The organism is Neorhizobium alkalisoli (assembly GCF_002968635.1).
In the GTDB taxonomy this organism is placed as follows: Bacteria; Pseudomonadota; Alphaproteobacteria; order Rhizobiales; family Rhizobiaceae; genus Neorhizobium; species Neorhizobium alkalisoli.
On record NZ_PVBN01000006.1, the window covers coordinates 259,347 to 282,818 of the forward strand.

Annotated in this window: 28 protein-coding genes; 20 read left to right on the forward strand and 8 right to left on the reverse strand. The window is 61.4% G+C overall.

Features of this window, described 5'->3' with window-relative positions; genetic code table 11:
- The first annotated feature begins 65 nt into the window (after nt 1–65).
- The 3 genes from C5L13_RS15530 (at nt 66) to C5L13_RS15540 (ending at nt 2,524) form a co-directional block, all read left to right on the forward strand.
- On the forward strand, nt 66–995 hold the full coding sequence (locus tag C5L13_RS15530) for a hypothetical protein (RefSeq protein ID WP_105384186.1): 930 nt from the start codon (nt 66–68) through the stop codon (nt 993–995).
- Between the two features lie 296 nt (nt 996–1,291).
- Nucleotides 1,292–2,017, forward strand: a complete 726-nt coding sequence (locus C5L13_RS15535) for a helix-turn-helix transcriptional regulator (RefSeq protein ID WP_105384187.1) — start codon at nt 1,292–1,294, stop codon at nt 2,015–2,017.
- Nucleotides 2,018–2,053: 36 nt separating this feature from the next.
- Nucleotides 2,054–2,524, forward strand: coding sequence for a PAS domain-containing protein (locus C5L13_RS15540; RefSeq protein ID WP_105384188.1), 471 nt, complete (start codon nt 2,054–2,056; stop codon nt 2,522–2,524).
- 14 nt (nt 2,525–2,538) lie between these two features.
- On the opposite strand, the gene C5L13_RS15545 is transcribed toward C5L13_RS15540, so the two are convergent.
- From C5L13_RS15545 to C5L13_RS15555, 3 genes are all read right to left on the reverse strand, one after another.
- Nucleotides 2,539–3,684, reverse strand: a complete 1,146-nt coding sequence (locus C5L13_RS15545; RefSeq protein WP_105384189.1) for a DUF2333 family protein — start codon at nt 3,682–3,684, stop codon at nt 2,539–2,541.
- 84 nt (nt 3,685–3,768) lie between these two features.
- On the reverse strand, nt 3,769–4,704 hold the full coding sequence (locus C5L13_RS15550; RefSeq protein WP_105384190.1) for a hypothetical protein: 936 nt from the start codon (nt 4,702–4,704) through the stop codon (nt 3,769–3,771).
- Nucleotides 4,705–4,855: 151 nt separating this feature from the next.
- Nucleotides 4,856–5,437, reverse strand: a complete 582-nt coding sequence (locus tag C5L13_RS15555) for a thymidine kinase (protein WP_105384327.1) — start codon at nt 5,435–5,437, stop codon at nt 4,856–4,858.
- 199 nt (nt 5,438–5,636) lie between these two features.
- Between C5L13_RS15555 and C5L13_RS15560 the strand changes: the two genes are divergently transcribed.
- The 7 genes from C5L13_RS15560 (at nt 5,637) to C5L13_RS15590 (ending at nt 12,054) form a co-directional block, all read left to right on the forward strand.
- Nucleotides 5,637–6,590, forward strand: a complete 954-nt coding sequence (locus C5L13_RS15560) for a choline ABC transporter substrate-binding protein (protein WP_105384191.1) — start codon at nt 5,637–5,639, stop codon at nt 6,588–6,590.
- Between the two features lie 73 nt (nt 6,591–6,663).
- Nucleotides 6,664–7,524 (forward strand): choline ABC transporter permease subunit, encoded by an 861-nt coding sequence (gene choW, locus C5L13_RS15565; RefSeq protein WP_105384192.1) that lies wholly within the window; start codon nt 6,664–6,666, stop codon nt 7,522–7,524.
- Between the two features lie 5 nt (nt 7,525–7,529).
- Nucleotides 7,530–8,615, forward strand: a complete 1,086-nt coding sequence (choV, locus tag C5L13_RS15570) for a choline ABC transporter ATP-binding protein (protein ID WP_105384328.1) — start codon at nt 7,530–7,532, stop codon at nt 8,613–8,615.
- A 96-nt stretch (nt 8,616–8,711) separates the two neighbouring features.
- Nucleotides 8,712–9,503 (forward strand): HugZ family pyridoxamine 5'-phosphate oxidase, encoded by a 792-nt coding sequence (locus tag C5L13_RS15575; protein ID WP_105384329.1) that lies wholly within the window; start codon nt 8,712–8,714, stop codon nt 9,501–9,503.
- A 110-nt stretch (nt 9,504–9,613) separates the two neighbouring features.
- A complete protein-coding gene (locus C5L13_RS15580; protein WP_105374035.1) occupies nt 9,614–9,934 on the forward strand; it encodes an ArsR/SmtB family transcription factor in 321 nt (106 codons plus the stop codon).
- Between the two features lie 238 nt (nt 9,935–10,172).
- A complete protein-coding gene (locus C5L13_RS15585; protein ID WP_105384330.1) occupies nt 10,173–11,501 on the forward strand; it encodes an aspartate aminotransferase family protein in 1,329 nt (442 codons plus the stop codon).
- Between the two features lie 163 nt (nt 11,502–11,664).
- A complete protein-coding gene (locus C5L13_RS15590) occupies nt 11,665–12,054 on the forward strand; it encodes a VOC family protein (protein ID WP_105384193.1) in 390 nt (129 codons plus the stop codon).
- A gap of 7 nt (nt 12,055–12,061) precedes the next feature.
- Here C5L13_RS15590 and C5L13_RS15595 read toward each other — a convergent pair whose 3' ends face one another.
- Both C5L13_RS15595 and C5L13_RS15600 read right to left on the reverse strand, forming a co-directional pair.
- The gene (locus C5L13_RS15595) at nt 12,062–13,003 is read right to left on the reverse strand and encodes a hypothetical protein (RefSeq protein ID WP_158693456.1); all 942 of its coding nucleotides are present in this window, start codon (nt 13,001–13,003) and stop codon (nt 12,062–12,064) included.
- A 173-nt stretch (nt 13,004–13,176) separates the two neighbouring features.
- Nucleotides 13,177–14,016, reverse strand: coding sequence for an alpha/beta fold hydrolase (locus C5L13_RS15600; RefSeq protein WP_205836844.1), 840 nt, complete (start codon nt 14,014–14,016; stop codon nt 13,177–13,179).
- 282 nt (nt 14,017–14,298) lie between these two features.
- On the opposite strand from C5L13_RS15600, the gene C5L13_RS15605 reads away from it, so the two are divergent.
- From C5L13_RS15605 to C5L13_RS15620, 4 genes are all read left to right on the forward strand, one after another.
- Nucleotides 14,299–14,739 carry a MarR family winged helix-turn-helix transcriptional regulator gene (locus C5L13_RS15605; protein ID WP_105384196.1) on the forward strand — a complete coding sequence of 147 codons (441 nt, stop codon included), beginning with the start codon at nt 14,299–14,301 and terminating at the stop codon, nt 14,737–14,739.
- Between the two features lie 284 nt (nt 14,740–15,023).
- Complete coding sequence (locus C5L13_RS15610) at nt 15,024–16,130, forward strand: branched-chain amino acid ABC transporter substrate-binding protein (protein WP_105384197.1); 1,107 nt, start codon at nt 15,024–15,026, stop codon at nt 16,128–16,130.
- 73 nt (nt 16,131–16,203) lie between these two features.
- Entirely contained in the window at nt 16,204–16,713 is a 510-nt protein-coding gene (locus C5L13_RS15615; RefSeq protein WP_105384198.1) for an AAA family ATPase, read from the forward strand.
- A 61-nt stretch (nt 16,714–16,774) separates the two neighbouring features.
- Nucleotides 16,775–17,305: a hypothetical protein gene (locus C5L13_RS15620; protein ID WP_105384199.1), complete on the forward strand. Its 531-nt coding sequence runs from the start codon at nt 16,775–16,777 to the stop codon at nt 17,303–17,305.
- A gap of 39 nt (nt 17,306–17,344) precedes the next feature.
- On the opposite strand, the gene C5L13_RS15625 is transcribed toward C5L13_RS15620, so the two are convergent.
- From C5L13_RS15625 to C5L13_RS15635, 3 genes are read right to left on the reverse strand one after another with little or no spacing between them, the layout of a single operon-like run.
- The gene (locus tag C5L13_RS15625; protein ID WP_105384200.1) at nt 17,345–17,761 is read right to left on the reverse strand and encodes a hypothetical protein; all 417 of its coding nucleotides are present in this window, start codon (nt 17,759–17,761) and stop codon (nt 17,345–17,347) included.
- Nucleotides 17,758–18,366, reverse strand: a complete 609-nt coding sequence (locus C5L13_RS15630; protein WP_105384201.1) for a hypothetical protein — start codon at nt 18,364–18,366, stop codon at nt 17,758–17,760. The genes C5L13_RS15625 and C5L13_RS15630 overlap by 4 nt, the downstream gene beginning before the upstream one ends.
- Before the next feature lie 18 nt (nt 18,367–18,384).
- Nucleotides 18,385–19,680 (reverse strand): hypothetical protein, encoded by a 1,296-nt coding sequence (locus C5L13_RS15635; RefSeq protein WP_158693457.1) that lies wholly within the window; start codon nt 19,678–19,680, stop codon nt 18,385–18,387.
- A 177-nt stretch (nt 19,681–19,857) separates the two neighbouring features.
- Between C5L13_RS15635 and ade the strand changes: the two genes are divergently transcribed.
- The 6 genes from ade (at nt 19,858) to C5L13_RS15665 (ending at nt 23,463) form a co-directional block, all read left to right on the forward strand.
- Nucleotides 19,858–21,552, forward strand: a complete 1,695-nt coding sequence (ade, locus tag C5L13_RS15640; protein WP_105384203.1) for an adenine deaminase — start codon at nt 19,858–19,860, stop codon at nt 21,550–21,552.
- A 54-nt stretch (nt 21,553–21,606) separates the two neighbouring features.
- Nucleotides 21,607–21,807, forward strand: coding sequence for a hypothetical protein (locus tag C5L13_RS15645; RefSeq protein WP_105384204.1), 201 nt, complete (start codon nt 21,607–21,609; stop codon nt 21,805–21,807).
- A complete protein-coding gene (locus C5L13_RS15650) occupies nt 21,804–22,058 on the forward strand; it encodes a type II toxin-antitoxin system RelE family toxin (protein WP_105384205.1) in 255 nt (84 codons plus the stop codon). The genes C5L13_RS15645 and C5L13_RS15650 overlap by 4 nt, the downstream gene beginning before the upstream one ends.
- Before the next feature lie 147 nt (nt 22,059–22,205).
- Nucleotides 22,206–22,535 carry an ArsR/SmtB family transcription factor gene (locus C5L13_RS15655; protein WP_105384206.1) on the forward strand — a complete coding sequence of 110 codons (330 nt, stop codon included), beginning with the start codon at nt 22,206–22,208 and terminating at the stop codon, nt 22,533–22,535.
- Nucleotides 22,532–22,996, forward strand: coding sequence for an SRPBCC family protein (locus C5L13_RS15660; protein WP_105384207.1), 465 nt, complete (start codon nt 22,532–22,534; stop codon nt 22,994–22,996). The genes C5L13_RS15655 and C5L13_RS15660 overlap by 4 nt, the downstream gene beginning before the upstream one ends.
- A 50-nt stretch (nt 22,997–23,046) precedes the next feature.
- Nucleotides 23,047–23,463, forward strand: coding sequence for a GFA family protein (locus tag C5L13_RS15665; protein WP_105384208.1), 417 nt, complete (start codon nt 23,047–23,049; stop codon nt 23,461–23,463).
- Nucleotides 23,464–23,472 lie beyond the last annotated feature (9 nt).

The following is a 23,472-nucleotide window of genomic DNA, read 5'->3' on the forward strand; positions in this document are numbered from 1 at the left end:
CTTGACAATTTTGAGAAATTTGTCGCTCTTGTCGTGTCTCCCACAGCGTATGGAAGAGACAGGACATGACGCATTTTCCCTATATCGGATCAGGCCCCTATTGCTACGCGAATTCCTTCGCCATGATGTTTGGCGATAAGGCCGCGCCGACTTCGGTCATCGAATTCGCCACCGGCAGTCCGTTTGGAATGCAGCTCATAAGCGGGACGTTGCCCTTCTTCGATCCCCATGGCTGGACGCCGGAGGCAGGTTTCGATGATGCCCTTGCCGCCTTGGGCTGGACATCAAGAACCGTGAGAAGCCGGGAGCCTGGAGAGGCCGTTGCGGCCCTGGAAGAGGCTCTGATATCCGGTCCTGTATGGGTCGGACCGGTAGAAATCGGTCATCTTCGGCATCAGCCGGGCATGAAGGGGCCGATCGGCGCCGACCACTATCTTGTTGTCCTGGGGCTCGGAGGCGATCACGTGCTCATGCACGACCCGCAGGGCTATCCCTACGCCACGATCCCTCTCGGCCATTTCATCGAGGCCTGGAAAGCCGAAACGCTCGATTACGGTTCGCCATTCACCATGCGGACCGCGTTCCGGCAGGTGGAAACTGTTCCGGACGAGGAGGTGATCCGCAGATCCCTGCCGCATGCGGCGCGATGGCTGTCGATGGCCGGCGACCACGATGTTCCCCCGGGCACGCTTGGCAACGCTCAGGCTGCCGCGCGTCTTGCTGAACTGGTCGAGGCCGGCGACGATCCCGAGCTCCGAGGCCACCTTATCCATTTCGCGGTCCGCGTGGGCGCTCGGCGGGCGGCGGATGCGGCGACTTGTCTCGCTCGCATCGGAAGAGAGAAACCGGCGGAGGTCATGGATCGCCAGGCGCGCCTCATCGGATCGCTCCAATATCCCCTCGTCGTTGAAGATTATGCCAGAGCGGCGAGCCAGCTCCGCATGCTTGCACCGATCTATGAGGAGTTGCAGGCGGCCTGCACCGACTGGCTATGAGAGCCGGAAACGGATCGCCGGAATGGAAACATACCGGCGGTTTCCGTCGAAGTGATTCTTTGTTTTGTCCTGGAGTGCGGGAAACCCCACTCATGCGGCCATGGAGGAAGTTAAAAACGCCAGATATCTGCCGATTTGAAAAAACCTTCCTGTTTGAGTTCGGAAATAACAATAAAACTGATTGACTATCGCAAACATCAGGAATAACTGCCCGGCATATGAATTTTCACTAGCTATTCAAGTCACTTCGTATATTTCTTAACAATAACATAAATCCCTATCAGCTTTTGCCCAGCATGATCACCCTTGAACGGCAGTCTATCTTGAACAGCGAGATTTCCGCTGCCGATTCGCAGGGGGAAATTTTTGCGGCCATGAAACGCGTCACCCGGGAATTCGGGTTTCTGCATGTCACGCTGTTTGCCGCCACCTCGCCGGATGAGGTGCTGATGTCGCGGATGATCGTCGAGACGACGCTGCCCGCCGCCTATGTCCAGGAATTCGACCGCCGCCGCCTGCTGCGGCTCTGCCCCGTCGCTCCGCTCATCAGCAGGTCGGTCCTACCGATCTGCTGGTCTCTCGATGATCCCGACACCGTCCGGGGGTTTGCAATTCCTGCAACGATGCAGGAATTGCAGCGCCGCTACAACCTCGTCACCAGCGTCGCGATGGCCCTGAACTCCATCGATGGCGACCGGTTCCTGCTGCGGTTCGACGGCGTCCGCCCGCGGCTGAGCCAGGTGGAACTCAACGAGATCGGCATGATCGTGCTGCATGCCTTCGATGTCTTCGACAAAATTCGGCGCGGTACCAAGACTGCGACGGCCGGACCGCTCACCGTCCGGGAACTGGAGGTCGTCCGCTGGACCGCGCAGGGCAAGACGTCGGCGGAGATCGGCCGCATACTTTCATTGTCCGACCACACCATCAACGCCTATATGAACAACGCCATCAAGAAACTGGATTGCGTCAACCGCACCCAGTTGGTAGCAAAGGCGTTGAGGCTCAGACTCATAGTATAGCGCGTAGCTGTCGCCTGGCCTCTTGGGAGGAAGAGATTGCCGTTTTGGGTTCAACACACCGAAAAACGCGTCAATACTCAATATCAGCAGGTGGGCCTTTCGTCTGACGAAGTGGTAGATCTCGCAGCCGCGTTTCGTCTCTACGGTTTCTGGCGCATCGAGTTGGACTCCGGCCATTTCTTCGCAACCGAGGACCTTTGCCACATCTTCGGCATGGAGCCCCAGGATGGCCCGATCAATCTGATGGCCATTACCGCCCGCATCCACCCCGAAGACATGCCGAGGCTGATGGAGACCTTCGAGCGCGCCAGCGCCGAGAGGCTCACCTATCACAACATCTACCGGATCAGGACGGATGCCGAGGACTACAAGTATGTCCGCTCGGTCGGCAAGTTTCGCGACAAACCGGGCACCGCTGGAGAAGTCGTCGGCGTCACCTATGAGTTCTTCGCCCAGCGTCCCGGCGTGACTTTTTTCCTCGACGAAATGCCCGATAATCAAGCCTGAATATCGGACCGATCCTATCGATCGAGGACCGAACGCACTTCAACGAGGTTGGACCGGACCATCAGCGTGTGGAAACCCATGACGGCGAGATGGCTTGGCATGATCAGGCCGTCTTCGCTGCCGTTCGAGACGATCGCCGGCTGGACGCGTAACGCTGAACGGAACCTGGTAAGCGTTTCGCTCCAGAGCGGGCCGAGATTGCGCTCGCGGATGACCTGGGAAAAATCGGCGCCAGCGCCTGAAAGCACCGCATAATATCCGTAGAGCTGACCATAGGCGAACCAGAAGCGGTCGTCGGCGCGCGTGTCGAACCAGCCGGCGCTGTTGTTTTCCGACCGCTCGCGGAGGATCGCCGCCGTCCCGCCGAGATCATTGGCAATGCGGTCGACGAACTGGATCAGGTTGTCGGCGCGGGTGTCGAAGGTGGCATTGCAGGAGGTCAGGTCGGCATTGAAGGCCCTGAGCTTTTCGATTGCCGTGCGGTAATAAGCGGGCGACGGGGTTTTGAAGCCGAAGGGATCGAGACCGAAATACCACGAAAACTCATCGAACTGCAGATTTCCGCGTGCATCCTGCAGGTTGCTGTTGATCCCCGACGTACCGCGGACGCGACCGAGCGTATCGACGAGTTCCGCCGAGGTGCGGCGGACAGCCTGATGGACTCCCCGCTGGAACGACGCCTTGTTGTCGAGGAAGGGCGTGTGGTCCCAGTCGATGCCGAACAAGCCGAGCCGGTAGAGCAGCATCGAGGAGATCCAGGCATTCTGGTTGACATTCATGTCGATCAGATCGGCCGAGGCATCGACGATGGCGGAGGACTGGCACTGCCGCGCGGCGGGAGTGGCGGCCGCCGCAGCGGCGGCGGGTGCTGCAGCCGGCAGTTCCTGGCCGGCCGGCACGGTGCGCTCCGACCAGCGATAACTCTCCACGAAATTCGGATTGAAGCCGCTCCAGACCTGTGTCTGCCAGATGAAGTAGCCGTAGAGGCCGACGAGGATCACCAGAAGCGCCAGAATCGGCCCCTTCACCATCCAGTGACGTTGCCGGTACCAGCCGTGCGCTGCCATGAAGGGCCAGACCAGCCATGCGATCAGAAGCCCGATGCCTCTTCCGACGGCCTGGCCGATCCGTTGAAAGAAGGCGGTAATCCGGTCGAGCATCGCTGTCTCCTGTCAGGCGGGGGCGCATCCGATTGAGCTGCCTCACACATATGTGTTCCAGGCGGCGATCACAACCGGCGCGAGTCACGACCTGGCAAGCTTGAAGCCGAAAGGAGGCCAGCGCATGCCCGCCACCTGCCGTGCCTCGATTGCAGCCTCGGCGGCGGCTTCGGCTGGAAACCGCTCCGCAAACGCCTGATCGGCGAGGTTGCGGCGACGGTCGAGACCGTGAACGGTCAGCAATCCGTCCGAAAAGCGCTTCATCTGACTTTGGAGATTGGGAAAGGTGTCCGGTTTCACGCTTTCGTCGCCGTGCCGCCGGACCGCGTTGAAAACGACCTGGTAAAGGATGAGCAGGTCTTCCGTGTCGGTGGCAAGCTTGTGCAGCAGGACGTGGCAGGTGCCGACGGATGTGTTCAGCCCATCGAGGAATGCCTGGAAGATCTCCACGCAATGTTCGGTCCGCCGCGTCGCGTCCACGACTGTCGTCGCCTCCCCGTTCTCCCCCCGCAGTCTGTCGATGATCTCCGCCCGGTGGTCGATAAACGTCACCAGATCGTTTTCGCTTTCCTTGCGCCGGGAAAGCAGCACATCACGCTCGCCTTGCAGCAGCCCTGCGAGGATGTCGGCTCGCCGCAGAAGCTCGCCGAGTTGGGCGAGCGGCGCCTGGCTTTTCCGGCGAATCTGCTGACGTCGCAGCATCGCCGACCGGGAAACGACACCGATCGCCTTCTCCAGACGCGTCGGCAATTCACGATTGTCGAATTGGGTCTTGCGGATGCTGATCGCAGCAGCCTGTTTCGCCACAAGCCGCGCAAGGGCGGTCTCGGCTGCCCGCCGTTCGGGCGCTTCGCGCCTCAGCCGTTCCGCTTCGCCATCGAGTTCGGCCTCCTCCGGAAGCGCGTCCTGCCTGGCAGCCTTATCGAGCATCGCCGCCAGGGGCTGCTGCCCCTCGCGCATGGCACCGAAAATCCCGGTTACCCTTTCGATCTCGCTGTCGAAAACCTGCTTTGCCGCCACACTGCCCCTCCGCCGTCTTTCGACAGGATAACGGCGGCGGGCCAATTACGCCACCCGGCAGGTTCACCGCCGTTGCCACGAAAATCCACGTCCGGCGCGCCCGTCTCGCGGCGAGCCGTTCCGTCCTTCGCATCCGGACCCGCGCGTGGCGCTACTCGCAGCGCATCCGGTCTTCCCAGTGCCGGCGGCAGAGCGAAACGTACTTCTCGTTTCCTCCCACTTCCACCTGCGCCCCTTCCCGCACCAGGTTGCCCTGCTGGTCGAGCCGCACGACCATCGTCGCCTTGCGGCCGCAGAAGCAGATGGTGCGCACCTCGCGCAATTCGTCGGCGATGGCGAGAAGCTCCAGCGAGCCTGGAAACAGCTTTCCCTGGAAATCGGTCCTCAATCCATAGGCCATCACCGGAATGCCGATGCGGTCGCAAACGCGGGCGAGTTGCCAGACCTGCTCGGCGGTCAGAAACTGTGCCTCGTCGACGAAGACGCAGGCGATCGGCTCCTGGCCGTGCATCGTTTCGATCGCCGCGAAGAGATCGTCCGACTGAGTGAACGGGATAGCATCCTCGGACAGGCCGATCCTTGAGGCGACCCGCCCCTTCCCCGCCCGGTCGTCCAGCGCGGCGATGAAGATCGCCGTGCGCATCCCGCGTTCCCGATAATTGTAGGAGGCCTGCAAGAGCATGGTCGACTTGCCGGCATTCATCGTTGCATAGTGGAAATAGAGCTTGGCCATAACCTGCTTCTGCTCGCGATCGGCCTCCATGAAAAGCGGCCAATGGCGATAATCACAGGAAAACTGCGGCGCGAAGGAAGGGGCAGAGTTTGCATAAAATGTCGCAAATGCACCCTGCCCCCCGCCGCGAATGCGCGCGCTTGCCTCATCTCAGGAGATATTGATAATGGCGGGAACACGAAAAACAGGGGAACAACTCATGCGCATCACCACTTCGCTGAAGACCACGTTCGCAGCTGCCGCCTCCGTGCTGGTGCTGGCAACGGGTGTCTCCGCCGCCGAACCGGAAGCGTGCGGCACGGTCCGATTCTCCGATGTCGGCTGGACCGACATCACCGCCACCACGGCGACCGCGACCGTGCTTCTGAAGGCGCTCGGTTACGAAACGGACGTCAAGGTTCTCTCCGTGCCGGTCACCTACAGCTCGCTGAAGAACAAGGACATCGACATTTTCCTCGGCAATTGGATGCCGACCCAGGAAGCAGACGTGCGGCCCTATCTGACCGACAAGTCGGTGGAATCCTTCGGACCGAACCTCGTCGGCGCCAAATATACGCTTGCGACCAATGCCAAGGGCGCCGAACTCGGCATCAAGGATTTCAAGGACATCGCCAAGCAGAAGGATGCCCTGGACGGCAAGATCTACGGTATCGAGCCGGGCAACGACGGCAACCGGCTGATCCTCGACATGGTCGAGAAGAACACGTTCGGGCTCAAGGGTTTCGAAGTGGTGGAATCCTCTGAACAGGGCATGCTCGCGCAGGTGGCCCGCGCCGACAAGGCAGGCGATCCGGTCGTCTTTCTCGGCTGGGAACCGCATCCGATGAACGCCAATTTCAAGCTGACTTACCTGACGGGTGGCGACGACGTCTTCGGGCCGAATTTCGGCGGCGCCGAGGTCTACACCAATGTCCGCGCCGGCTTCACCGACGAATGCCCGAATGTCGGCACCTTCATCAAGAATCTGAAGTTCTCGCTGCCGATGGAGAACCAGATCATGGGCGGTATTCTGAACGATGGCGAGGAGCCGGAAGCCGCAGCCGGCAAATGGCTGAAGGCGAATGGCGCCGCGATCGAGCCCTGGCTTGCCGGCGTCACCACCAAGGACGGCAAGCCGGGCCTCGCGGCTGTCAAGTCAGAGCTCGGCCTCTGACCTTTGAACGGGCCGGCCAGCCGGCCCGTCTGCCTTTCATCGAAAATTTTCTCCGGATCAGGCAGGCTTCAACGTGAATTGGCTTCCCGAATGGCTCGTGGATTCCGGCGGCAAGGTGCGCCTCGGCAATTGGGCGAAGGATTTCGTCGATTGGCTGACCGCCAACGCCGACTGGTTTTTTGACTTCTTATCGGACGTACTCTCGGCGGTCATCGATGCGATGCTGTTCGTGCTGCAATGGCCGAACCCTTATGCGTTGATCGCGGTGTTCACGGCGCTCGCTTGGTGGCTGCGCCGCTCGGTCGGCGTCACGCTCTTCACCGTTCTGGGGCTGCTCATCATCTACAACCAGGGCTACTGGAAGGAAACGACCGAGACGCTGGCGCTGGTGCTCGCCTCGACCGCGGTCAGCATGGCGGTCGGCATACCGCTCGGCATCGCCGCCGCCCGCCGGGCCTGGGTCTATGAGGTGATGCGGCCGATCCTCGACCTGATGCAGACGATCCCGACCTTCGTCTATCTGATCCCGGCGCTGATTCTCTTCGGTCTCGGCATGGTTCCGGGCCTGATCGCCACGGTCATATTCGCGATCCCGGCGCCGATCCGCCTCACCCGCCTCGGTATCGTCTCCACCCCCGACGCGCTTACCGAAGCCGCCGTCGCCTTCGGCGCGACGCCGGGCCAGGTGCTGCGCAAGGTCGAGCTGCCCTTTGCAATGCCGCAGATCATGGCCGGCCTCACCCAGACGATCATGCTGTCGCTCTCGATGGTGGTGATCGCGGCGCTGGTCGGCGCCAACGGCCTCGGCGTGCCGGTCGTCCGGGCGCTCAATACCGTCAATATCGCCCGTGGCTTCGAAGCCGGGCTCTGCATCGTCATCCTGGCGATCATCCTCGACCGAATATTCCGCAGCTCGACGGGAGACGGCGCATGACAGAGATGACAGCCCGACCGACAGGGCATCCCGATGCTCCGAATGACTGCGTCGTCTTCGACCGGGTCGACATCATCTTCGGCGACAATCCGGAGCGTGCGCTGTCGATGGTCGATCAGGGCAAGACCCGCGACGAGATCAGCGCCGCAACCGGCATCGTCCTCGGCGTCGCCAATGCCTCGCTGACGATCCACGAGGGCGAGATCCTCGTGCTGATGGGCCTGTCGGGCTCCGGCAAATCGACGCTGCTGCGCGCCGTCAACGGCCTCGCCCCGGTGGTGCGCGGCGGCGTGAAGGTCGCCACCCCTTCGGGTCCGGTCGATCCGTACACGGCGAGCCCGAAAGCGCTGCGGGATCTGCGCATGCACACGGTCTCCATGGTCTTCCAGCAATTCGGCCTGCTTCCCTGGCGCACCGTCTCGGAAAATGTCGGTTTCGGCCTCGAACTGGCCGGCGTGGCGGAGGCCGAGCGCAAGAAGCGGGTCGATGAGCAGCTCGAACTGGTCAATCTGACCAAATGGGCCGACCGCAAGGTGGGCGAGCTTTCCGGCGGCATGCAGCAGCGCGTCGGCCTTGCCCGTGCGTTTGCGACCGGCGCGCCCATTCTCCTGATGGACGAGCCCTTTTCTGCCCTCGATCCCCTGATCCGCACCCGCCTTCAGGACGAGCTTCTGGAATTCCAGCGGCGGCTCAAGAAGACCATCCTCTTCGTCAGCCACGATCTCGACGAGGCCTTCCGTATCGGCAACCGCATCGCCATCATGGAAGGCGGCCGCATCATCCAGTGCGGCACGCCGCAGGAGATCGTCCGCGCGCCGGCAGACCAGTATGTCGCAGACTTCGTGCAGCACATGAACCCGATCAGCATGCTGACGGCGAGCGACGTGATGCGCGCGGGCGTAAACCCTGCGACCGGCTCCGGCGGCGTCTCCGCGACGGCCCGCTCCGATACCCCCCTCATCGATATCCTCGATGCGCTCTCCCGCCAGCCGGGGACGATCGGCGTCGTGGACAACGGCGCCGTCATCGGCACGATATCTGCAGACGACGTGATTGCCGGCCTCACCCGTCACCGCCGGCGAGGAGCCTGAAAGCGGAGACGAAAAGTCCACTTTCCTGGCCCGGCCACTGGTGGTATGTCCTGCTGACTTCGCCGGCCTGCCCGCGAGGAAGACTGGGTGAACGAAATGCCTGACAATTCCGCAGCGGACAAGCCTGCGACAGACCGTCCTGCAACGGACCGGCCGCAGGTGCTGCGCGAGACGGACGACGATGCTCGCCGCCTCGCACGGACGCTGGTGCGGGGGGCACGTTTCATGGCGCTCGCCGTTCTCGATCCGGAAACCGGCTTTCCGTCCGTCAGCCGGACGCTGACCGGCACCGACGTCGACGGCACACCTGTTATCCTCGTCTCGGGCCTCTCCGGCCATACCAAAGGGCTCGTTGCCGATCCCCGCTGCTCGCTGCTCGCTGGCGAACCCGGCAAGGGCGATCCGCTCGCCCATCCGCGAATCACGCTGCAGGGCCTCGCCGAAAGCGTTGCCCGCGAAACGCCGGATCACACCCGCATCCGAAGCCGCTTTCTCGACCGGCATCCGAAAGCGGCCCTTTACGCAGATTTCCCGGATTTTCGCTTTTTCCGAATCACGCCGCAGACCGCATCGCTCAACGGCGGCTTCGGCCGTGCATACATACTGCCGGGATCCGATTTGGTGATTCCCCGGCCGGGAATCACTTCGGACTGGCTCGAACTTCAGAAAAGTTTAGGAAGCATGACAGAGGCTGCGGAGAAATTTGCGGCAAATCTCGGAGCGGCGAGCAGCCACAATTGGCGTTTCGCCGGAGTGGATCGTGCCGGAATCAACCTTATTTCCGGGGATTTGCAACTTAGGCACGAATTTGACGAGCTTGCAGACTCACCGAAGATAGTATTTGAATATATTTTTGCCACAACTAAAGTACAATGGTCGGTTACCTGAAATTTAGGGATATACAATCCCTTTTGCTCGTTGTTAATTTTTGCCCTAGGGACGAGGGGCGATTATTTTTTGGGCGGGAAGCCGCTTTAGATCGAGGGGAATTGTAGCTGATGGATACGATGGCGCTATCTGAGCACTCCACCGCCGCGGCAGGCTTGTTGTCTGCCATGGCCAATCCGAAGCGGCTGATGATCCTGTGCTGCCTGGTCAAAGGCGAGGTAGCCGTTGGCGCGCTCGCTTCCCAGGTCGGGCTCAGCCAGTCAGCGCTGTCTCAACATCTCTCCAAACTGCGTGCGCAGAAATTGGTGAAGACCCGCCGTGACGCACAGACCATTTATTATTCCAGTTCGTCGGAATCGGTGATCAAGGTTCTTGAGACGCTGGAAGACATCTATTGCGTGCCGGCCCAAAAGACGTCGGCAGCCGCTTGAGTTTGACAGCGCGGACATGACGTCTTCGCTGCTTGGGCCCAGCCTCCGGCATGCATCGCCGGAGGCTGGGCTCTCCAGTTTGCCGGCTTCATCTCTTCCCTTCCCTTCCCTGTTGCTCCGCTGAATGCGGTTGACGACTCCGCTTGCCCTGATAATTTGACCATGCAGTCAAAACTTGGCGCTGAGCCGCCGACCGGGAAATGGCCACCTGACGATCCGAATGGCCATGGAGAGCCGCATGTCGAACCGCCTGAATACCACGCCCAATGACCTCAGGGCGTTCTGGATGCCGTTCACGGCAAACCGCCAGTTCAAGAAGGAACCCCGTCTTTTCGTGAGTGCCAAGGATATGCACTACACGACCCATGACGGCCGTCAGGTGCTCGATGCGACCGCCGGCCTCTGGTGCGTCAATGCCGGCCACTGCCGGCCGAAGATCACCGAGGCGATCCGCGAACAGGCAGGCGAACTGGACTATGCGCCGGCCTTCCAGCTCGGCCATCCGAAGGCCTTCGAGCTCGCGAACCGCCTGGTCGACATTGCGCCGGAGGGCATCAATCACGTTCTCTATACCAATTCGGGCTCCGAATCGGTTGATACGGCGCTGAAGGTGGCGCTCGCCTATCATCGCGCCAAGGGCAACGGTTCGCGCTTCCGCCTGATCGGCCGCGAGCGGGGCTATCACGGCGTCAATTTCGGCGGCATTTCGGTCGGTGGCATCGTCGCCAACCGCAAGATGTTCGGCACGCTGCTGACCGGCGTCGACCACATGCCGCACACCCACCTCCCCGGCAAGAACGCCTTCACCCGCGGCGAGCCGGAACATGGCGGCGATCTGGCGACCGAGCTGGAGCGCATCGTGACACTTCACGATGCCTCGACCATTGCGGCCGTCATCGTCGAGCCGGTCGCCGGCTCGACGGGTGTCCTGATCCCGCCGAAGGGTTATCTCCAGAAGCTTCGCGATATCTGCACCAAGCACGGCATCCTGCTGATCTTCGACGAGGTCATCACCGGCTTCGGCCGCATGGGCACCCCGTTCGCGGCCCAGTATTACGGCGTGACGCCCGACATCATCACCACCGCCAAGGGCCTCACCAACGGCGTCATCCCGATGGGTGCGGTCCTGGTGACCTCGGAAATCCACGACACGTTCATGAACGGTCCGGAACATCTGATCGAGTTCTTCCACGGCTACACCTATTCGGGCAATCCGATCGCGTCGGCCGCAGGCCTGGCGACGCTTGAGACCTACAAGGAAGAAGGCCTGTTCGACCGCGCTCGCGACATCGCACCTTACTGGGAAGAGGCGCTGCACTCGCTGAAGGATGTCCCGAACGTCATCGATATCCGCAATATCGGGCTGATCGGCGCGATCGAGCTCGACCCGATTGCAGGCGAGCCCACCAAGCGCGCCTTCTCGGCCTTCCTGAAGGCCTACGAGAATGGTCTGCTGATCCGCACCACGGGCGACACCATCGCCATGTCGCCGCCGCTGATCGTCGAGAAGCACCACATCGACGAAATCGTCGGCAAGCTGCGAGAAATCCTGACGACCGGCGTCTGAGCACATAGTGATCTCAAACCGCTCGCAACACGAATGTTGCGAGCGGTTTTTCTTTGCCGGAAATATCTTCCTGAAGCATTCTGCAGCTCGACAGTTGCGGAAGAAGTTTCCGCGAGTCGTTCGCAAATCATCGCTTTGATCGAGATCTTACGGGAGGAATTCGATGCGTTTTATCAATCCCATCCCTTTCGTCCGTGACATCGATCGGTCCAGGGAGTTTTACAACAAGAGGCTCGGTCTGAAGATATTGGAGGATTTTGGAAACTTCGTGCTTTTTGAAACGGGCTTTGCGATCCACGAGGGAACTTCCCTTGAACAGACAATCTGGGGGGAAGCATCTGGCACGGAGGAGCCCTATGGGCGAAGAAATCTGCTGTTGTATTTCGAACATGAGGACATTGAAGCGGCCTTCGAAATCATCGCACCGCATGTGGAGCTGATACATCCCATTGAGCGGCAAGCATGGGGGCAGCGGGTGTTCCGTTTTCTTGATCCGGACGGGTACGCTATAGAGATCGGAGAGCCGCAAAATCTCGGACCTTCAGGAAATTAGCACAAGCCTAAGGGGACGGCTCGACCCGCATGTCCGCAATGATCCCGGCGATCGCCGCCTGGCGTTTTTTGGCAAGGTCCGAGCCGTCGGCCGCAAAATAGTTCATCAGTACGGGTACTTTCTCCGCCAGCGTATAGGCGCTGACGCCTGAAACGGCGATCTTTCCGCCTTCCCGCAGGGCCCGCTGCCCCAGATAGACGCCGCGGTCGTCACGTCCGAAAAAGGGCGTTCCGGCGACTGGCGGTTCCTGCCAGAACTGCGGTGTGAGCGGTTCCCTTTTCTCGTAACGCGTCTGCAGAAGATCGAGGAAAGGAACCAGGCTCTCCGGCAGCGGCTCCTTGCCGCTATGAAACCGCATCACCGAGAAGATATGCTTGGGCCGGGTTTCGCGACCCGTTTCGGAAGCCTTGAGCGACTCGCAGTCGATATCCAGCGACTTCAGTTCGGCGGCCCGTTGCGGCGGCGGGGTCAACACCTGCCAGACTTTTTCATGATAGCCGCCGCGTTTCGGATCGATCGGGCAAAAACCCTCCGGCACCTTGATGCCGATCTTCAAGCCGCCGAGATCGATGATACGCGCCTGCGCATCATGTGCATCCGGCAAAGCCTTCGTCGGATCGGGAATGAACGTCGACTCGAATTCCAGCTTCCCATTGACCTTGTAAGGGCTGCACCGCCGCACCGCCCGTATGGCCGATTGGGCGAAAGCCTGGTTGATGGCACCCTCACCCCGGCTTTTGATCACCGGATCCCCATCGAGGCTGCCATCGGCCTTCAGTTTGAAAGCAATGATCGCCGGCTTGTCGGCGCCCGACGGCGCGGACCAGCAGCGAACGATCTGCGCCTCGAAAGGCAGCTCTTCGTCAGGAGCCGCGGGCTGGGCCGCATGAGCGCAAGCTGCGGCGGACACGAGCCAAAGCGCGCCGGCGAGAAATAGACTATGCCGCATGAAACCACCCCGTCCTGTGACCGGCCGGCAGGCAAGCACGGCCGCCGGCGTCGTCCCGAAAGCTAGGGTCAGGAGGCATCGCTTCAAGTCCGCAAACAACAACTTCAACGGCAAAGGCGGCCCTGCGGCCGCCTTCTTTTCCAATCATCCGGGCGCAGCCGGGAATTGCCTTCTCAGGCCTTGAAGAATGCCAGGAGGTCGGCGTTGATCACGTCGGCATGGGTGGTCGCCATGCCATGCGGAAGGCCTTCGTAAACCTTCAGCGTCCCGTTCTTCAGGAGCTTGATGGCAAGGTGCGCCGAGTCGGCGATCGGCACGATCTGGTCGTCATCGCCATGCATGACGAGAACCGGCACGTCGACCGTCTTGAGGTCTTCGGTGAAGTCGGTTTCCGAAAACGCCTTGATGCAATCGTAATGGGCCTTGGTACCGCCCATCATGCCCTGTCGCCACCAGTTGCGGATTGCCCCTTCCGAGACCTGTGCACCCGGCCGATTGAAGCCGAAGAACGGGCCGGTCGGGATGTCCAGGAAGAACTGGGCCCGGTTTGCGAGCAGCGCCGACCGGAACCCGTCGAAGACCTCGATGGGCAGGCCGCCGGGATTCTTGTCGGATTTGACCATGATCGGCGGCACGGCGCCGATGAGGACGGCTTTGGCAACCCGGCCACGATCGCCGTATTGGGCGACGTAACGGGCGACTTCGCCGCCGCCGGTCGAATGGCCGACATGGATGGCGTCCTTGAGATCGAGATGCTCGGCCAGTTCGGCGACGTCGGCTGCATAGGTATCCATCTCGTTGCCGGTCGCCGTCTGGGTCGAGCGGCCGTGGCCGCGGCGGTCATGAGCGATCACGCGAAACCCCTGATGCAGAAAGAACAGCATCTGGGCATCCCAGTCGTCGGCGCTGAGCGGCCAGCCGTGATGGAAGACGATCGGCTGGGCGTCCTTCGAGCCCCATTCCTTGTAGAAGATCTCGGTGCCGTCCTTGGTGGTGATGAAACTGCTGGTCATGGTCTTCTTGTCCTCATGGGTTGGTTGCGTGGATGCATGAGCGATCTGGATGAAGGGCGAAACGGTTGTGGCCGCCGCGACAATCAACCCGGCCTTCATCGCATTCCGACGTGTCGTCCAGATGATTGCAGCGCTCATTATGTCTCTCCATTTATTTATCGCGATATTTATTTTCGCGATAAGCATCCTCATAAAGCGGCGTCCGGCGCCTGTCCAGCAAAAAAGATTATCGCGATACATTTTTTCGTGATATCAAATCCCGACATCTTCCGGAGACCTTGCATGTCCGAACCGAAACCCGTCCCTTTGGACGATCAGCTGTGTTTCTCGCTTTACGCGGCAAGCATCGCGATCAACCGTCTTTACAAGCCCATGCTGGATGAGATGGGCACCACCTATCCGCAGTACCTCGTCTTAAGCGCAATTGCCGAACATCAGGAGATGACGATCGGCGCGATCGCCGACCGCCTGTCCTTGGAATCGAGCACGGTGACCCCTCCGGTGAAGCGGCTCGAGCAGGCGGGACTAGTGGAGCGCCAGCGCGGCAAGACCGACGAACGCCAGGTTCATGTCCGGCTGACGGATGCCGGCAGAACCCTTGTCCAAAAAAGCAGGTGTCTCGGAGATACGCTCATCGAACGTTCCGGCATGACGTCAGCACAGTTCCAGTCGTTCAACCGGCAGGTCCAGGCGTTTCTCGACACGCTGACCCGCAGCCCGTAAATCTTCGGCCTCGTTCGAAAATCTGGGTCGTTCCGGGCAATTTCGGTCGAATCCTTCGCCGCAGCGACAAAAACCCGCGCCGTTTTGTTATCTTCTTGCGGAATCTCGGCCAAATTCCTACAGAATTGTTCGCCGACCGCCGAAAGCCAAACATGGCGCGGCACGGCATCGACCGCATCGCCTTTCGTCATTGGCACGAATGTCCTGAAGACCTTCGGAGACGGCAGGCGCGGGATGCGGCGTTGATCGAGGGCTGTTTTGAAGCCCACCCAAGGAGAACCGAAATGAACCTCAAGACGCTTCTGGGGGCAACAGCCCTCGCCTCCCTGATTTTTGCACCGCTCGCCCATGCGGAGATCGTCATCGGCCTGATCGCGCCGCTGACCGGCCCCGTCGCGGCTTACGGCGATCAGGTCAAGAACGGCGCCGAGACCGCCGTCGCGGAGATCAACAAGAAGGGCGGCATCCTCGGCGAAAAGGTCGTGCTGAAAGCCGCCGATGATGCCGGCGAACCCAAGCAGGGCGTGTCGGCCGCAAACCAGCTGGTCGGCGAAGGCATCCGCTTCGTCGTCGGCCCGGTCACGTCAGGCGTCGCCATGCCGGCCTCGGACGTATTTGCCGAAAACGGCGTGCTGATGGTCACGCCGACGGCGACCACGCCGGATCTCACCAAGCGCGACCTCGCCAACGTGCTGCGCACCTGCGGCCGCGACGATCAGCAGGCCGAAGTGGCCGCCAAATACGTTCTCGACAGGTTCAAGGACAAGAAGATCGCGATCATCAACGACAAGGGCGCCTATGGCAAAGGCCTTGCCGACGCTTTCAAGGCTACCCTCAATGCCGGCGGCATGAAGGAAGTTCTCGATGATGCCGTCACCCCCGGCGACAAGGATTTCAGCGCACTCACCACACGCCTGAAATCGCAAAATGTCGAAGTGATCTATTTCGGCGGCTACCATCCGGAAGGCGGTCTGCTCGCCCGCCAGCTCGCCGATCTCGGCGTCAAGGCGACGATCATCGGCGGCGACGGCCTGTCGAACAGCGAGTTCTGGAACATCGGCACGAAGGCGGCGGCCGGAACCGTCTTTACCAATGCCTCGGATGCGACCAAGAGCCCGGACTCCAAGGCTGCGGCCGAAGCACTCGCCGCCCGCAAGATTCCCGCCGAAGCCTTCACGCTGAATGCTTATGCCGCCGTCGAGGTCATCAAGGCCGGTATCGAAAAGGCAAAAAGCGCCGAGGATACCGAAGCGGTCGCTGCCGCCATCAAGTCAGGTGAGCCGATTGCGACGGCCATCGGCAAACTCACCTATGGGGAGACCGGCGACCTCACCTCGCAGAGCTTCTCGCTCTTCAAGTGGGAAGACGGCAAGATCGTCGCCGCCGAATAACCCTCGACACAAACACGATCGGTGGGCGCCTCCGGGCGCCCGTCTATTTGCGGGAGACCCGGAGGCGGATCTGATGTTTGTGATATTTGGCGGCCTGCCGGGAACGGGCAAAAGTACCATCGCGCGGCAGCTCGCCGAACGCCTGCATGCCTGTTACCTGCGCATCGATACGATCGAGGAGGCCATTCGCTCCGCGGGCGTCTTGGCCTCAGGTTCGGAGGTAGGGCCAGCCGGCTACATCACCGCCTATCGTCTGGCCCTAGACAATCTTCGCATCGGCTGCTTCGTCGTGGCGGATTCGGTCAATCCGCTGAAGATCACGCGCGACGCATTCAAGGCAATTGCAGAACAGGCCGGTGCGGCATTCCTTGAGGTAGAAATTATCTGCTCGGACCGCCATGAGCACCGGCGCCGTGTCGAGACACGAGGCTCCGATATCGAGGGTCATACGCCTCCAACCTGGGAAGAGGTCGAAGCGCATCGCTATGAAGCATGGGACCGTCCCCATCTGCAGATCGATACCGCCCTGTCCTCGATCGCAGAAAGCGTGGAACGGATAATCCGGTCGCTGCCGCAGCGCTGACCACCAGAACCATTTCCCTTCGACCGCGTTGAACCGGGTGCCCACCGGTTGGGGGAGCGGAATGCGGAAAAACTGGTCCGACTTCTTGGACAGGATATCTGTAGGGTCGAGCGAAGCGGAACTCGCGACGATCGAGACACCGCTCGGCGTCTTGCGGCTCTTCATCGCCCGCAGGGGAAACGGCCGCGTCGCGGTGCTCCGTTGCGACAGTGCCGGAGATTACGACTACGCCCCGCTCAACCGGATCTATCTGAATGACCTGATACGTGTGGTGGCGGATGGACGTGAGCTTCTCGATGGACCGGAAGCGCCCTCCGGCAATTGGCTGAAGCGCGCGGAAGACTTCATCCTTTTGCCCTTCCGCGGGCGTGTGATCCGCTCCCTCGGCCGGGTTCGCTGCGAAAGTTTCGTCGATCTCATGGTCTTCATCACCGAATGGGAGGAGATCCGTTATCTTGCGATCCACCTTCGGGGCGGGGAAACCTCGCCCATCGCTGTTCTGGACGCCGAAGCAATCGATATCCTGCTGGCGGCCTTGAAAAGGGCCTCGGATCTCTTGCCTCCACCTCCCAGCCTGAAGACGGGCTCATGAACCAACGCGGTATCGAGCGATCCACTTTCCTCGCTTCGTCTACGAACTGATCCCGTCGAGCATTTTTCCGATCGCGGCGATGGCCGAAAAGCCGCGCCAGAACAGCCAGCCGGAGATGCCGGCGAAAAAGATCAGGAAAGCCCAGAGCGCCGTCCGGACGTGGGGATAGAGCGGATCAGCGGATGCGGTTGCAGCCATCATCAGGCCGTTGACGAGAACGAAGACCACGAAGGCCAGCACCACCAGGTTGATGATATAGCTGTCCCTGTTCGACAGTTTCCGGAATTCGACCCGGCATTCGATGATCGCCTTCTGCTGGCTCTCGTTGGCGTGGCGCCTGTTCAGTTCCACCTTCTGTTCGAGCGCCATCAGGTCGCGCAGCCACTGGCTGAGCTGGATGTTGAAGAAACTCCCGACCAGCCCGGCAAGGCTCAGCATCAGGCCGACGAGGTTCATGGCCTTTCACCTTTCTGCAGGAAGCCGAGAAGCGCGAGCAGCGTCTCGGCCGGCACGGCGAACCAGCGGGTCGTGCCAAGCGACGGCTTCGCCTTGGGAGGCCGCGGCCGCTCGTCGGGTGCAACGGTGGCGGAATAGCGGTCGAGCTGCACCCTCAGTTCGTCGGCCGCACCGGCCGAAAGGCTGATGTCGATCTCCTCGATGCCGGCCCCGTCTTCCTTCGCCGCTTCGGCACCGGCGCGATTGGCCGCAAGTGCGGCGACAAGTTCCTTGCGTGCGGCGGTGCGCCACTGTGCGGCCCGGCGGGTCCGGAGCAGCCGGGCGATATAGTTCGCCCGCGGCAAAGGCAGGCCGAAGCGTTCATAGATCACGGTGCCATCAGGTTGTTCGTCGGGAAACATCTCCTCGTAGAAGCGGGAGAGCCAGTATTCGCTCTGCTGCGTCTGGCTTTCGAACCGTCGCTCGCCCGTCAGCCATTCGAGGAACAGTTCGGCGGCAAGGTGCTCGAGCCCCGCCTTCAGCCGTTCCCCGGCCTCGGGCGAAGCATCAACGAGAAGCGTTTCAAGCGCCTTCTCGGACAGCTGCCGAAGACGCTCGTCCGTCATCGTCAAACCCTCTGCCACTCAGAAGACGATCGTCCGGCCCTGGTCGCTCGCCTGGGCCTTCGAATAGGTGACCACATGCGCGGTATGGCCGTCGCGGTTGACGAGCCGGATTTCGCCGCCCTTGTTGGAAAGCTGGATCGAATTGCGCGGCAGGAGGATCGTCGTCGCGACGCCGGGATCGAGCTTCACCTCGTTGACGGCGAAACGGTGGTTCATCTTGTCGACCAGGAACCAGCCCTCGAGGGATTGCTGCGAAGAACCGGTATTGATGAGAGTGACCGTTTCCTGGCCCGGATCGTCGCCGAGCGGATTGACCAATGCCGCCAGGATGCGGATGGGGCTTTGCACCACCGGCTGCTGAGGCTGCTGAGGCTGCGTCGGCGTCACCGCGGGGCCCTCCACGGTTCCGCCGCCCGCCCGGCCGAGAAAGACGGGATAGAAGGTGCGAATATGCTGCTCGTTGGCGCTGCGGAAGACCTTGAGGTCGTAACGCGCCCCATTGATGACCGCCTCCTTGGGCGCCCGGGCGCCGAGATGGGCGCGGACGGACCCCAGAGCCATCAGCCCTTCGACACTGCAGCCGACGAAGAAGCCGCCGACCGGCTTGGTGAGCGGCCGGATGACGCCTGCCGCATTTTCGCCTGCCGACCATCGCGAATAGTCCGGCGCGTGCCATTTGTAGGAGATCGTTACCGATTCCGGAAAATCCTCCTGCCCGTTCTGGTAGAGCCCGCGGACATAGGCGATGCGGTCGTCGGCAAAGCCCGGAAAGTTCTCGCGGTCGTAGGCCGTGGCAAGCCCGTCGTCGAGGTAATATTTGTACCAGAAGTGATAGCCCTGCACCTTCGGGCCCTCCTGCTCGCCGACGAAAACGTGTTCGAAACCGGTGAGCGCCGGATCGCCGCCCTGCGAGAAGGTCCGGAACCAGTGCTCCAGAAGAACGCCATACCAGCGGTCGCGAGAGATCACGGTGCCGGTGGCGTTGGCTACATATTCGCGCGCGACCTGCATCGGCGGCGTATCGATGACGGCGGCCAGAAGATCGTGCACCTCCTGACGCTCCTCCGGCGTTTCGATCTCCTGCTCCTGCTCGTCCAGCGAATAATTGTCGAAAAGCTTCAGCACCCGGTCGTAGGTCTGCTTCTTGCTGTCGGGGATGACGACGTTCTGGAGGATTTGCGTGTCCTCCTCTGCATCCGCCTCGGTCACGACGGTGACGTAACCTCTGGCTTCATCCCCGTCCTGCCCCGAAAGGATGGGCTGCACCCCGTTGGCGGTCTGGTCGGCATCCCAGATCTGCTGGTAGATATCCATCACGTCCTCCCGGCGCTCGTGCATTCATGACTGAATAGCCAAAGGCTGTTACACCAATTTGACATGACAACCGGGACCGGGGAAACCCGTCCGAGACTGGGCCCGCACTCCCTCGGGTGCCATTTCACTCGCCCTCTCGCATGGCTAAGATGTCGTTTGACGGATTCGGAGGCCAGAATGACCGCTAGACTTGAAACGCTTATCGATCAGGGCACGGGCCGGGAACCGGCAGATTTGGTGCTGAAGGGCGGAAAGTTCTTCGACCTCGTCACCGGCGAGCTCGTGTCCTCCGACATCGCAATTTCGGGCGACCGCATCGTCGGCACCTGCGGCGCCTATTCCGGCAAGACCGAGATCGACATAACCGGCAAGATCGTCGTGCCGGGCTTCATCGACACGCATCTGCACATCGAATCCTCGCTGGTGACCCCGCATGAATTCGATCGCTGCGTGCTGCCTTATGGCGTGACGACGGCGATCTGCGATCCGCATGAGATCGCCAATGTGCTCGGTACGGAAGGCATCGAATTCTTTCTGGATTCCTCGCTCGAAACCATCATGGACATCCGCGTCCAGCTTTCCTCCTGTGTGCCGGCCACGCATCTGGAGACCGCCGGCGCCGACCTGCCGATCGAAAAGCTCCTGCCCTTTCGCGACCATCCGAAGGTCATCGGCCTGGCGGAGTTCATGAATTTCCCCGGCGTCATCCACAAGGACCCGACCTGCCTCGCCAAGCTCGACGCCTTCTATGGCGACCATATCGACGGCCATGCGCCGCTTTTGCGTGGGCTCGACCTGAACGGCTATCTCTCGGCCGGCATCCGCACCGAACACGAATGCACCACCGCAGAGGAGGCGCTCGAAAAGATCCGCAAGGGCATGCACATTCTGGTGCGCGAAGGCTCCGTCTCAAAGGACCTCCACGCGCTGATGCCGATCATAACCGAGCGTCTGTCGCCGTTCCTGGCGCTCTGCACCGACGATCGCAATCCGCTCGATATCGCCGAACAGGGCCACCTCGACTACATGATCCGCACCGCGATCGAGAACGGCGTCGATCCGCTCGCGATCTACCGCGCCGCCTCGATCTCGGCAGCCCGCGCTTTCGGGCTTCGCGACCGCGGCCTCGTCGCGCCGGGCTGGCGGGCCGATCTCGTCGTCCTCGACAGCCTTGAAAACTGCAAGGCCGAGATCGTCTTTTCGGCCGGCCGCAAGGTCACCCACGAACTCTTCGCGACCCGCAAGCTCGTCGCCCCCGTCGGCCTCGACAGCGTCAGGGCGAGACCTGTGGAAGCCGCCCATTTCGGCGTACCGGTCACGGAGGGTGAAACGCCGGTCATCGGCGTGATGCCGGGCAAGATCATCACCGAGCATCGCCGCTACAAGCTCCCCTCCTCAGGCAATCAGACCGTGGTCGACCTTTCCCGCGACATCATCAAGGTCGCGGTCATCGAGCGCCACGGCAAGAACGGCAACCATGCCAACGGCTTCGTGCAGGGTTTCGGCCTGACGAAGGGCGCGATCGCATCGACGGTCGGGCACGACAGCCACAATATCTGCGTTGTCGGCGTCGACGAGGACGACATGGCGCTCGCCGCTAACCGGCTCGGTGAAATCCACGGCGGCTTCGTGGTGGTCGAGGATGGCAGGGTCACCGGCGAGATCCCGCTCCCCCTCGCCGGCCTGATGAGCCTCGAGCCTTACGAGGTGGTGCGCGACACGCTGCATCACTTGAGAAAGGCCGCCTATGCCCTTGGAACGACTCTGGAAGAGCCCTTCCTGCAGGTCGCCTTCCTGCCCCTCCCCGTCATCCCTCACCTGAAGATTTCCGACAAGGGCATGGTGGATGTGGACAGGTTCGCGCTGATCTGAAACGCTTTGAGATCCGGAGCCGAACGACTATATTCTTCGCAAACGAGGTTCCAGATGACCAAACTCGAGCAAATCGAAAAGTCTGTTTCAGAACTCGACCCGAAAGAACTCGAGGCGTTTTCGACGTGGTTTGAGGAATTTCAAGCCGCCCGCTGGGATGAACGGATAGTATCCGACTCCGTAACCGGCAAGCTTGACGCCTTCGCCGACAAAGCTCTGACCGAATTCCGTTCCGGAAAGACGCGGCCGCTTTGAAACATCACGCGACCGCCGGCTTCTGGGAAGCCTACGACCGGCTACCGCGTCAGGTTCGAAAACTAGCCGACGAAAACTTTGAACTTCTGAAAAGCGATCCGCGGCATCCGTCTCTACATTTCAAACGGATCGACCGCTTCTGGTCCGCAAGAGTCGGAAAATCCTGGAGGGCGCTAGCCATCCAGGACGGCGATGATTTCATCTGGTTCTGGATTGGCTCGCATGCCGACTACGACAGACTGATCGGCTGACTTATCGCCACCTGAGCACCATCCCCCTATGATTGAGCACGCCGGCGCGGAATCCCTATCGGCAGGCATTCATGCATTCCGTCCAGATTCACCACATCCAAAACAATTAGCCTTGACTAATTGATTAGCGCAGACTAATTATTCTTCATGATCCAGACCGAAGCCATCACCACTGTCATGCGGGCGCTTGCCGATCCGACCCGACGCGCCCTCTTCGAGCGTGTCGTAAGCGCCGACGAAATCACCGTGGTCGAACTGACGCGGGGCAGCGGCGTGACGCAGGGCGCCATTTCCCAGCATCTGAAAACCCTGAAACAGGCTGGACTGGTCGCCGAGCGGCCGGAGGGCCGCAAGGTCTATTACCGGGCCGCACCCGAGGGCCTGGAACCGCTGGCCGACTGGATGAGCCATTACGGCGTCTTCTGGCGCGAGCGCTTCACCAACCTCAGGACCCTTCTGAAGGAGATAGATCCATGAACGATGCCGCATTGAAACCGGACACGCAGGAGATTGTGGTCGACGAGGTCTTTCCGCATTCGCCGGAGACGATCTGGAAGGCGCTGACGAGCGGCGAACTGATTGCCCGGTGGATGATGCCGCCGACCGGTTTCGAACCGGTCGAGGGACAGAATTTCACCTTCACCACAAAGCCTGCCGGCGCCTGGGACGGCACCATCAGGTGCCAGGTACTCGAGGTCGAGCCGAATAAGCGCTTTGCCTATTCCTGGAAGGGCGGAGATGAGGCCAACACCGGCTACGGTTCGCGGCTGGATACCGTCGTCACCTGGACGCTTTCGGGCGTGGAAGGCGGCACCCGCGTCCGGCTCGTGCATTCGGGCTTTGTGCTGCCGAAGAACGAGACCGCATTCCGGAACATGGGCGAAGGCTGGAAGACGATCGTCCCGCGCCTCGCCACCGCCCTCGACAACGACAACTAAAGCCAATCGACAACCGTCCGCACTGCGGACCATTTTCCAGGGAGAAAGTTATGAGCAGGCCTTTTACGGGCGGCTGCGCCTGCGGCGCTGTCCGCTATGAAGTCTCGGGCGAACCGATTGCGATGCTCGATTGCCAGTGCCGCCAGTGCCAGCGCGAAAGCGGCACCGGCCACGCCTCCCACCTCACCTTCGCGCATGCGACGGTGAAGCTGGAAGGACAGCCGACCCTTTGGGAAGCGACCGGCGACGGCGGCACGGTCAAGCGGCGCGCCTTCTGCCCCACTTGCGGTTCGCCGGTCTACATGACCTTCCCGGCGGCACCGGACTATTTCGTCATCCGCGCCGCCAGCCTGGATGAGCCGGAGCGGTACCAGCCGCAGATGGTCACCTGGGCCGACGCCGCGCAGCCCTGGGATCACGTCAGCCCCGCCGCGACGAAATTTGCCCGCATGCCGCCGGCAGGCTGAGCACCCGGC

Bases quoted from the DNA above. Each gene is read 5' to 3' on its own strand.
- C5L13_RS15545 (WP_105384189.1), bottom strand. From the start codon at position 3,684: ATGCTCGACCGGATTACCGCCTTCTTTCAACGGATCGGCCAGGCCGTC.
- C5L13_RS15615 (WP_105384198.1), top strand. From the start codon at position 16,204: ATGTTTGTGATATTTGGCGGCCTGCCGGGAACGGGCAAAAGTACCATC.
- C5L13_RS15560 (WP_105384191.1), top strand. From the start codon at position 5,637: ATGCGCATCACCACTTCGCTGAAGACCACGTTCGCAGCTGCCGCCTCC.
- C5L13_RS15575 (WP_105384329.1), top strand. From the start codon at position 8,712: ATGCCTGACAATTCCGCAGCGGACAAGCCTGCGACAGACCGTCCTGCA.
- C5L13_RS15600 (WP_205836844.1), bottom strand. From the start codon at position 14,016: ATGACCAGCAGTTTCATCACCACCAAGGACGGCACCGAGATCTTCTAC.
- ade (WP_105384203.1), top strand. From the start codon at position 19,858: ATGACCGCTAGACTTGAAACGCTTATCGATCAGGGCACGGGCCGGGAA.
- C5L13_RS15580 (WP_105374035.1), top strand. From the start codon at position 9,614: ATGGATACGATGGCGCTATCTGAGCACTCCACCGCCGCGGCAGGCTTG.
- C5L13_RS15555 (WP_105384327.1), bottom strand. From the start codon at position 5,437: ATGGCCAAGCTCTATTTCCACTATGCAACGATGAATGCCGGCAAGTCG.
- C5L13_RS15535 (WP_105384187.1), top strand. From the start codon at position 1,292: ATGATCACCCTTGAACGGCAGTCTATCTTGAACAGCGAGATTTCCGCT.
- C5L13_RS15610 (WP_105384197.1), top strand. From the start codon at position 15,024: ATGAACCTCAAGACGCTTCTGGGGGCAACAGCCCTCGCCTCCCTGATT.
- C5L13_RS15665 (WP_105384208.1), top strand. From the start codon at position 23,047: ATGAGCAGGCCTTTTACGGGCGGCTGCGCCTGCGGCGCTGTCCGCTAT.
- C5L13_RS15635 (WP_158693457.1), bottom strand. From the start codon at position 19,680: ATGGATATCTACCAGCAGATCTGGGATGCCGACCAGACCGCCAACGGG.
- C5L13_RS15660 (WP_105384207.1), top strand. From the start codon at position 22,532: ATGAACGATGCCGCATTGAAACCGGACACGCAGGAGATTGTGGTCGAC.
- C5L13_RS15605 (WP_105384196.1), top strand. From the start codon at position 14,299: ATGTCCGAACCGAAACCCGTCCCTTTGGACGATCAGCTGTGTTTCTCG.
- C5L13_RS15645 (WP_105384204.1), top strand. From the start codon at position 21,607: ATGACCAAACTCGAGCAAATCGAAAAGTCTGTTTCAGAACTCGACCCG.
- C5L13_RS15620 (WP_105384199.1), top strand. From the start codon at position 16,775: ATGCGGAAAAACTGGTCCGACTTCTTGGACAGGATATCTGTAGGGTCG.
- C5L13_RS15585 (WP_105384330.1), top strand. From the start codon at position 10,173: ATGTCGAACCGCCTGAATACCACGCCCAATGACCTCAGGGCGTTCTGG.
- C5L13_RS15590 (WP_105384193.1), top strand. From the start codon at position 11,665: ATGCGTTTTATCAATCCCATCCCTTTCGTCCGTGACATCGATCGGTCC.
- C5L13_RS15625 (WP_105384200.1), bottom strand. From the start codon at position 17,761: ATGAACCTCGTCGGCCTGATGCTGAGCCTTGCCGGGCTGGTCGGGAGT.
- C5L13_RS15530 (WP_105384186.1), top strand. From the start codon at position 66: ATGACGCATTTTCCCTATATCGGATCAGGCCCCTATTGCTACGCGAAT.
- C5L13_RS15595 (WP_158693456.1), bottom strand. From the start codon at position 13,003: ATGCGGCATAGTCTATTTCTCGCCGGCGCGCTTTGGCTCGTGTCCGCC.
- choV (WP_105384328.1), top strand. From the start codon at position 7,530: ATGACAGCCCGACCGACAGGGCATCCCGATGCTCCGAATGACTGCGTC.
- C5L13_RS15630 (WP_105384201.1), bottom strand. From the start codon at position 18,366: ATGACGGACGAGCGTCTTCGGCAGCTGTCCGAGAAGGCGCTTGAAACG.
- C5L13_RS15655 (WP_105384206.1), top strand. From the start codon at position 22,206: ATGATCCAGACCGAAGCCATCACCACTGTCATGCGGGCGCTTGCCGAT.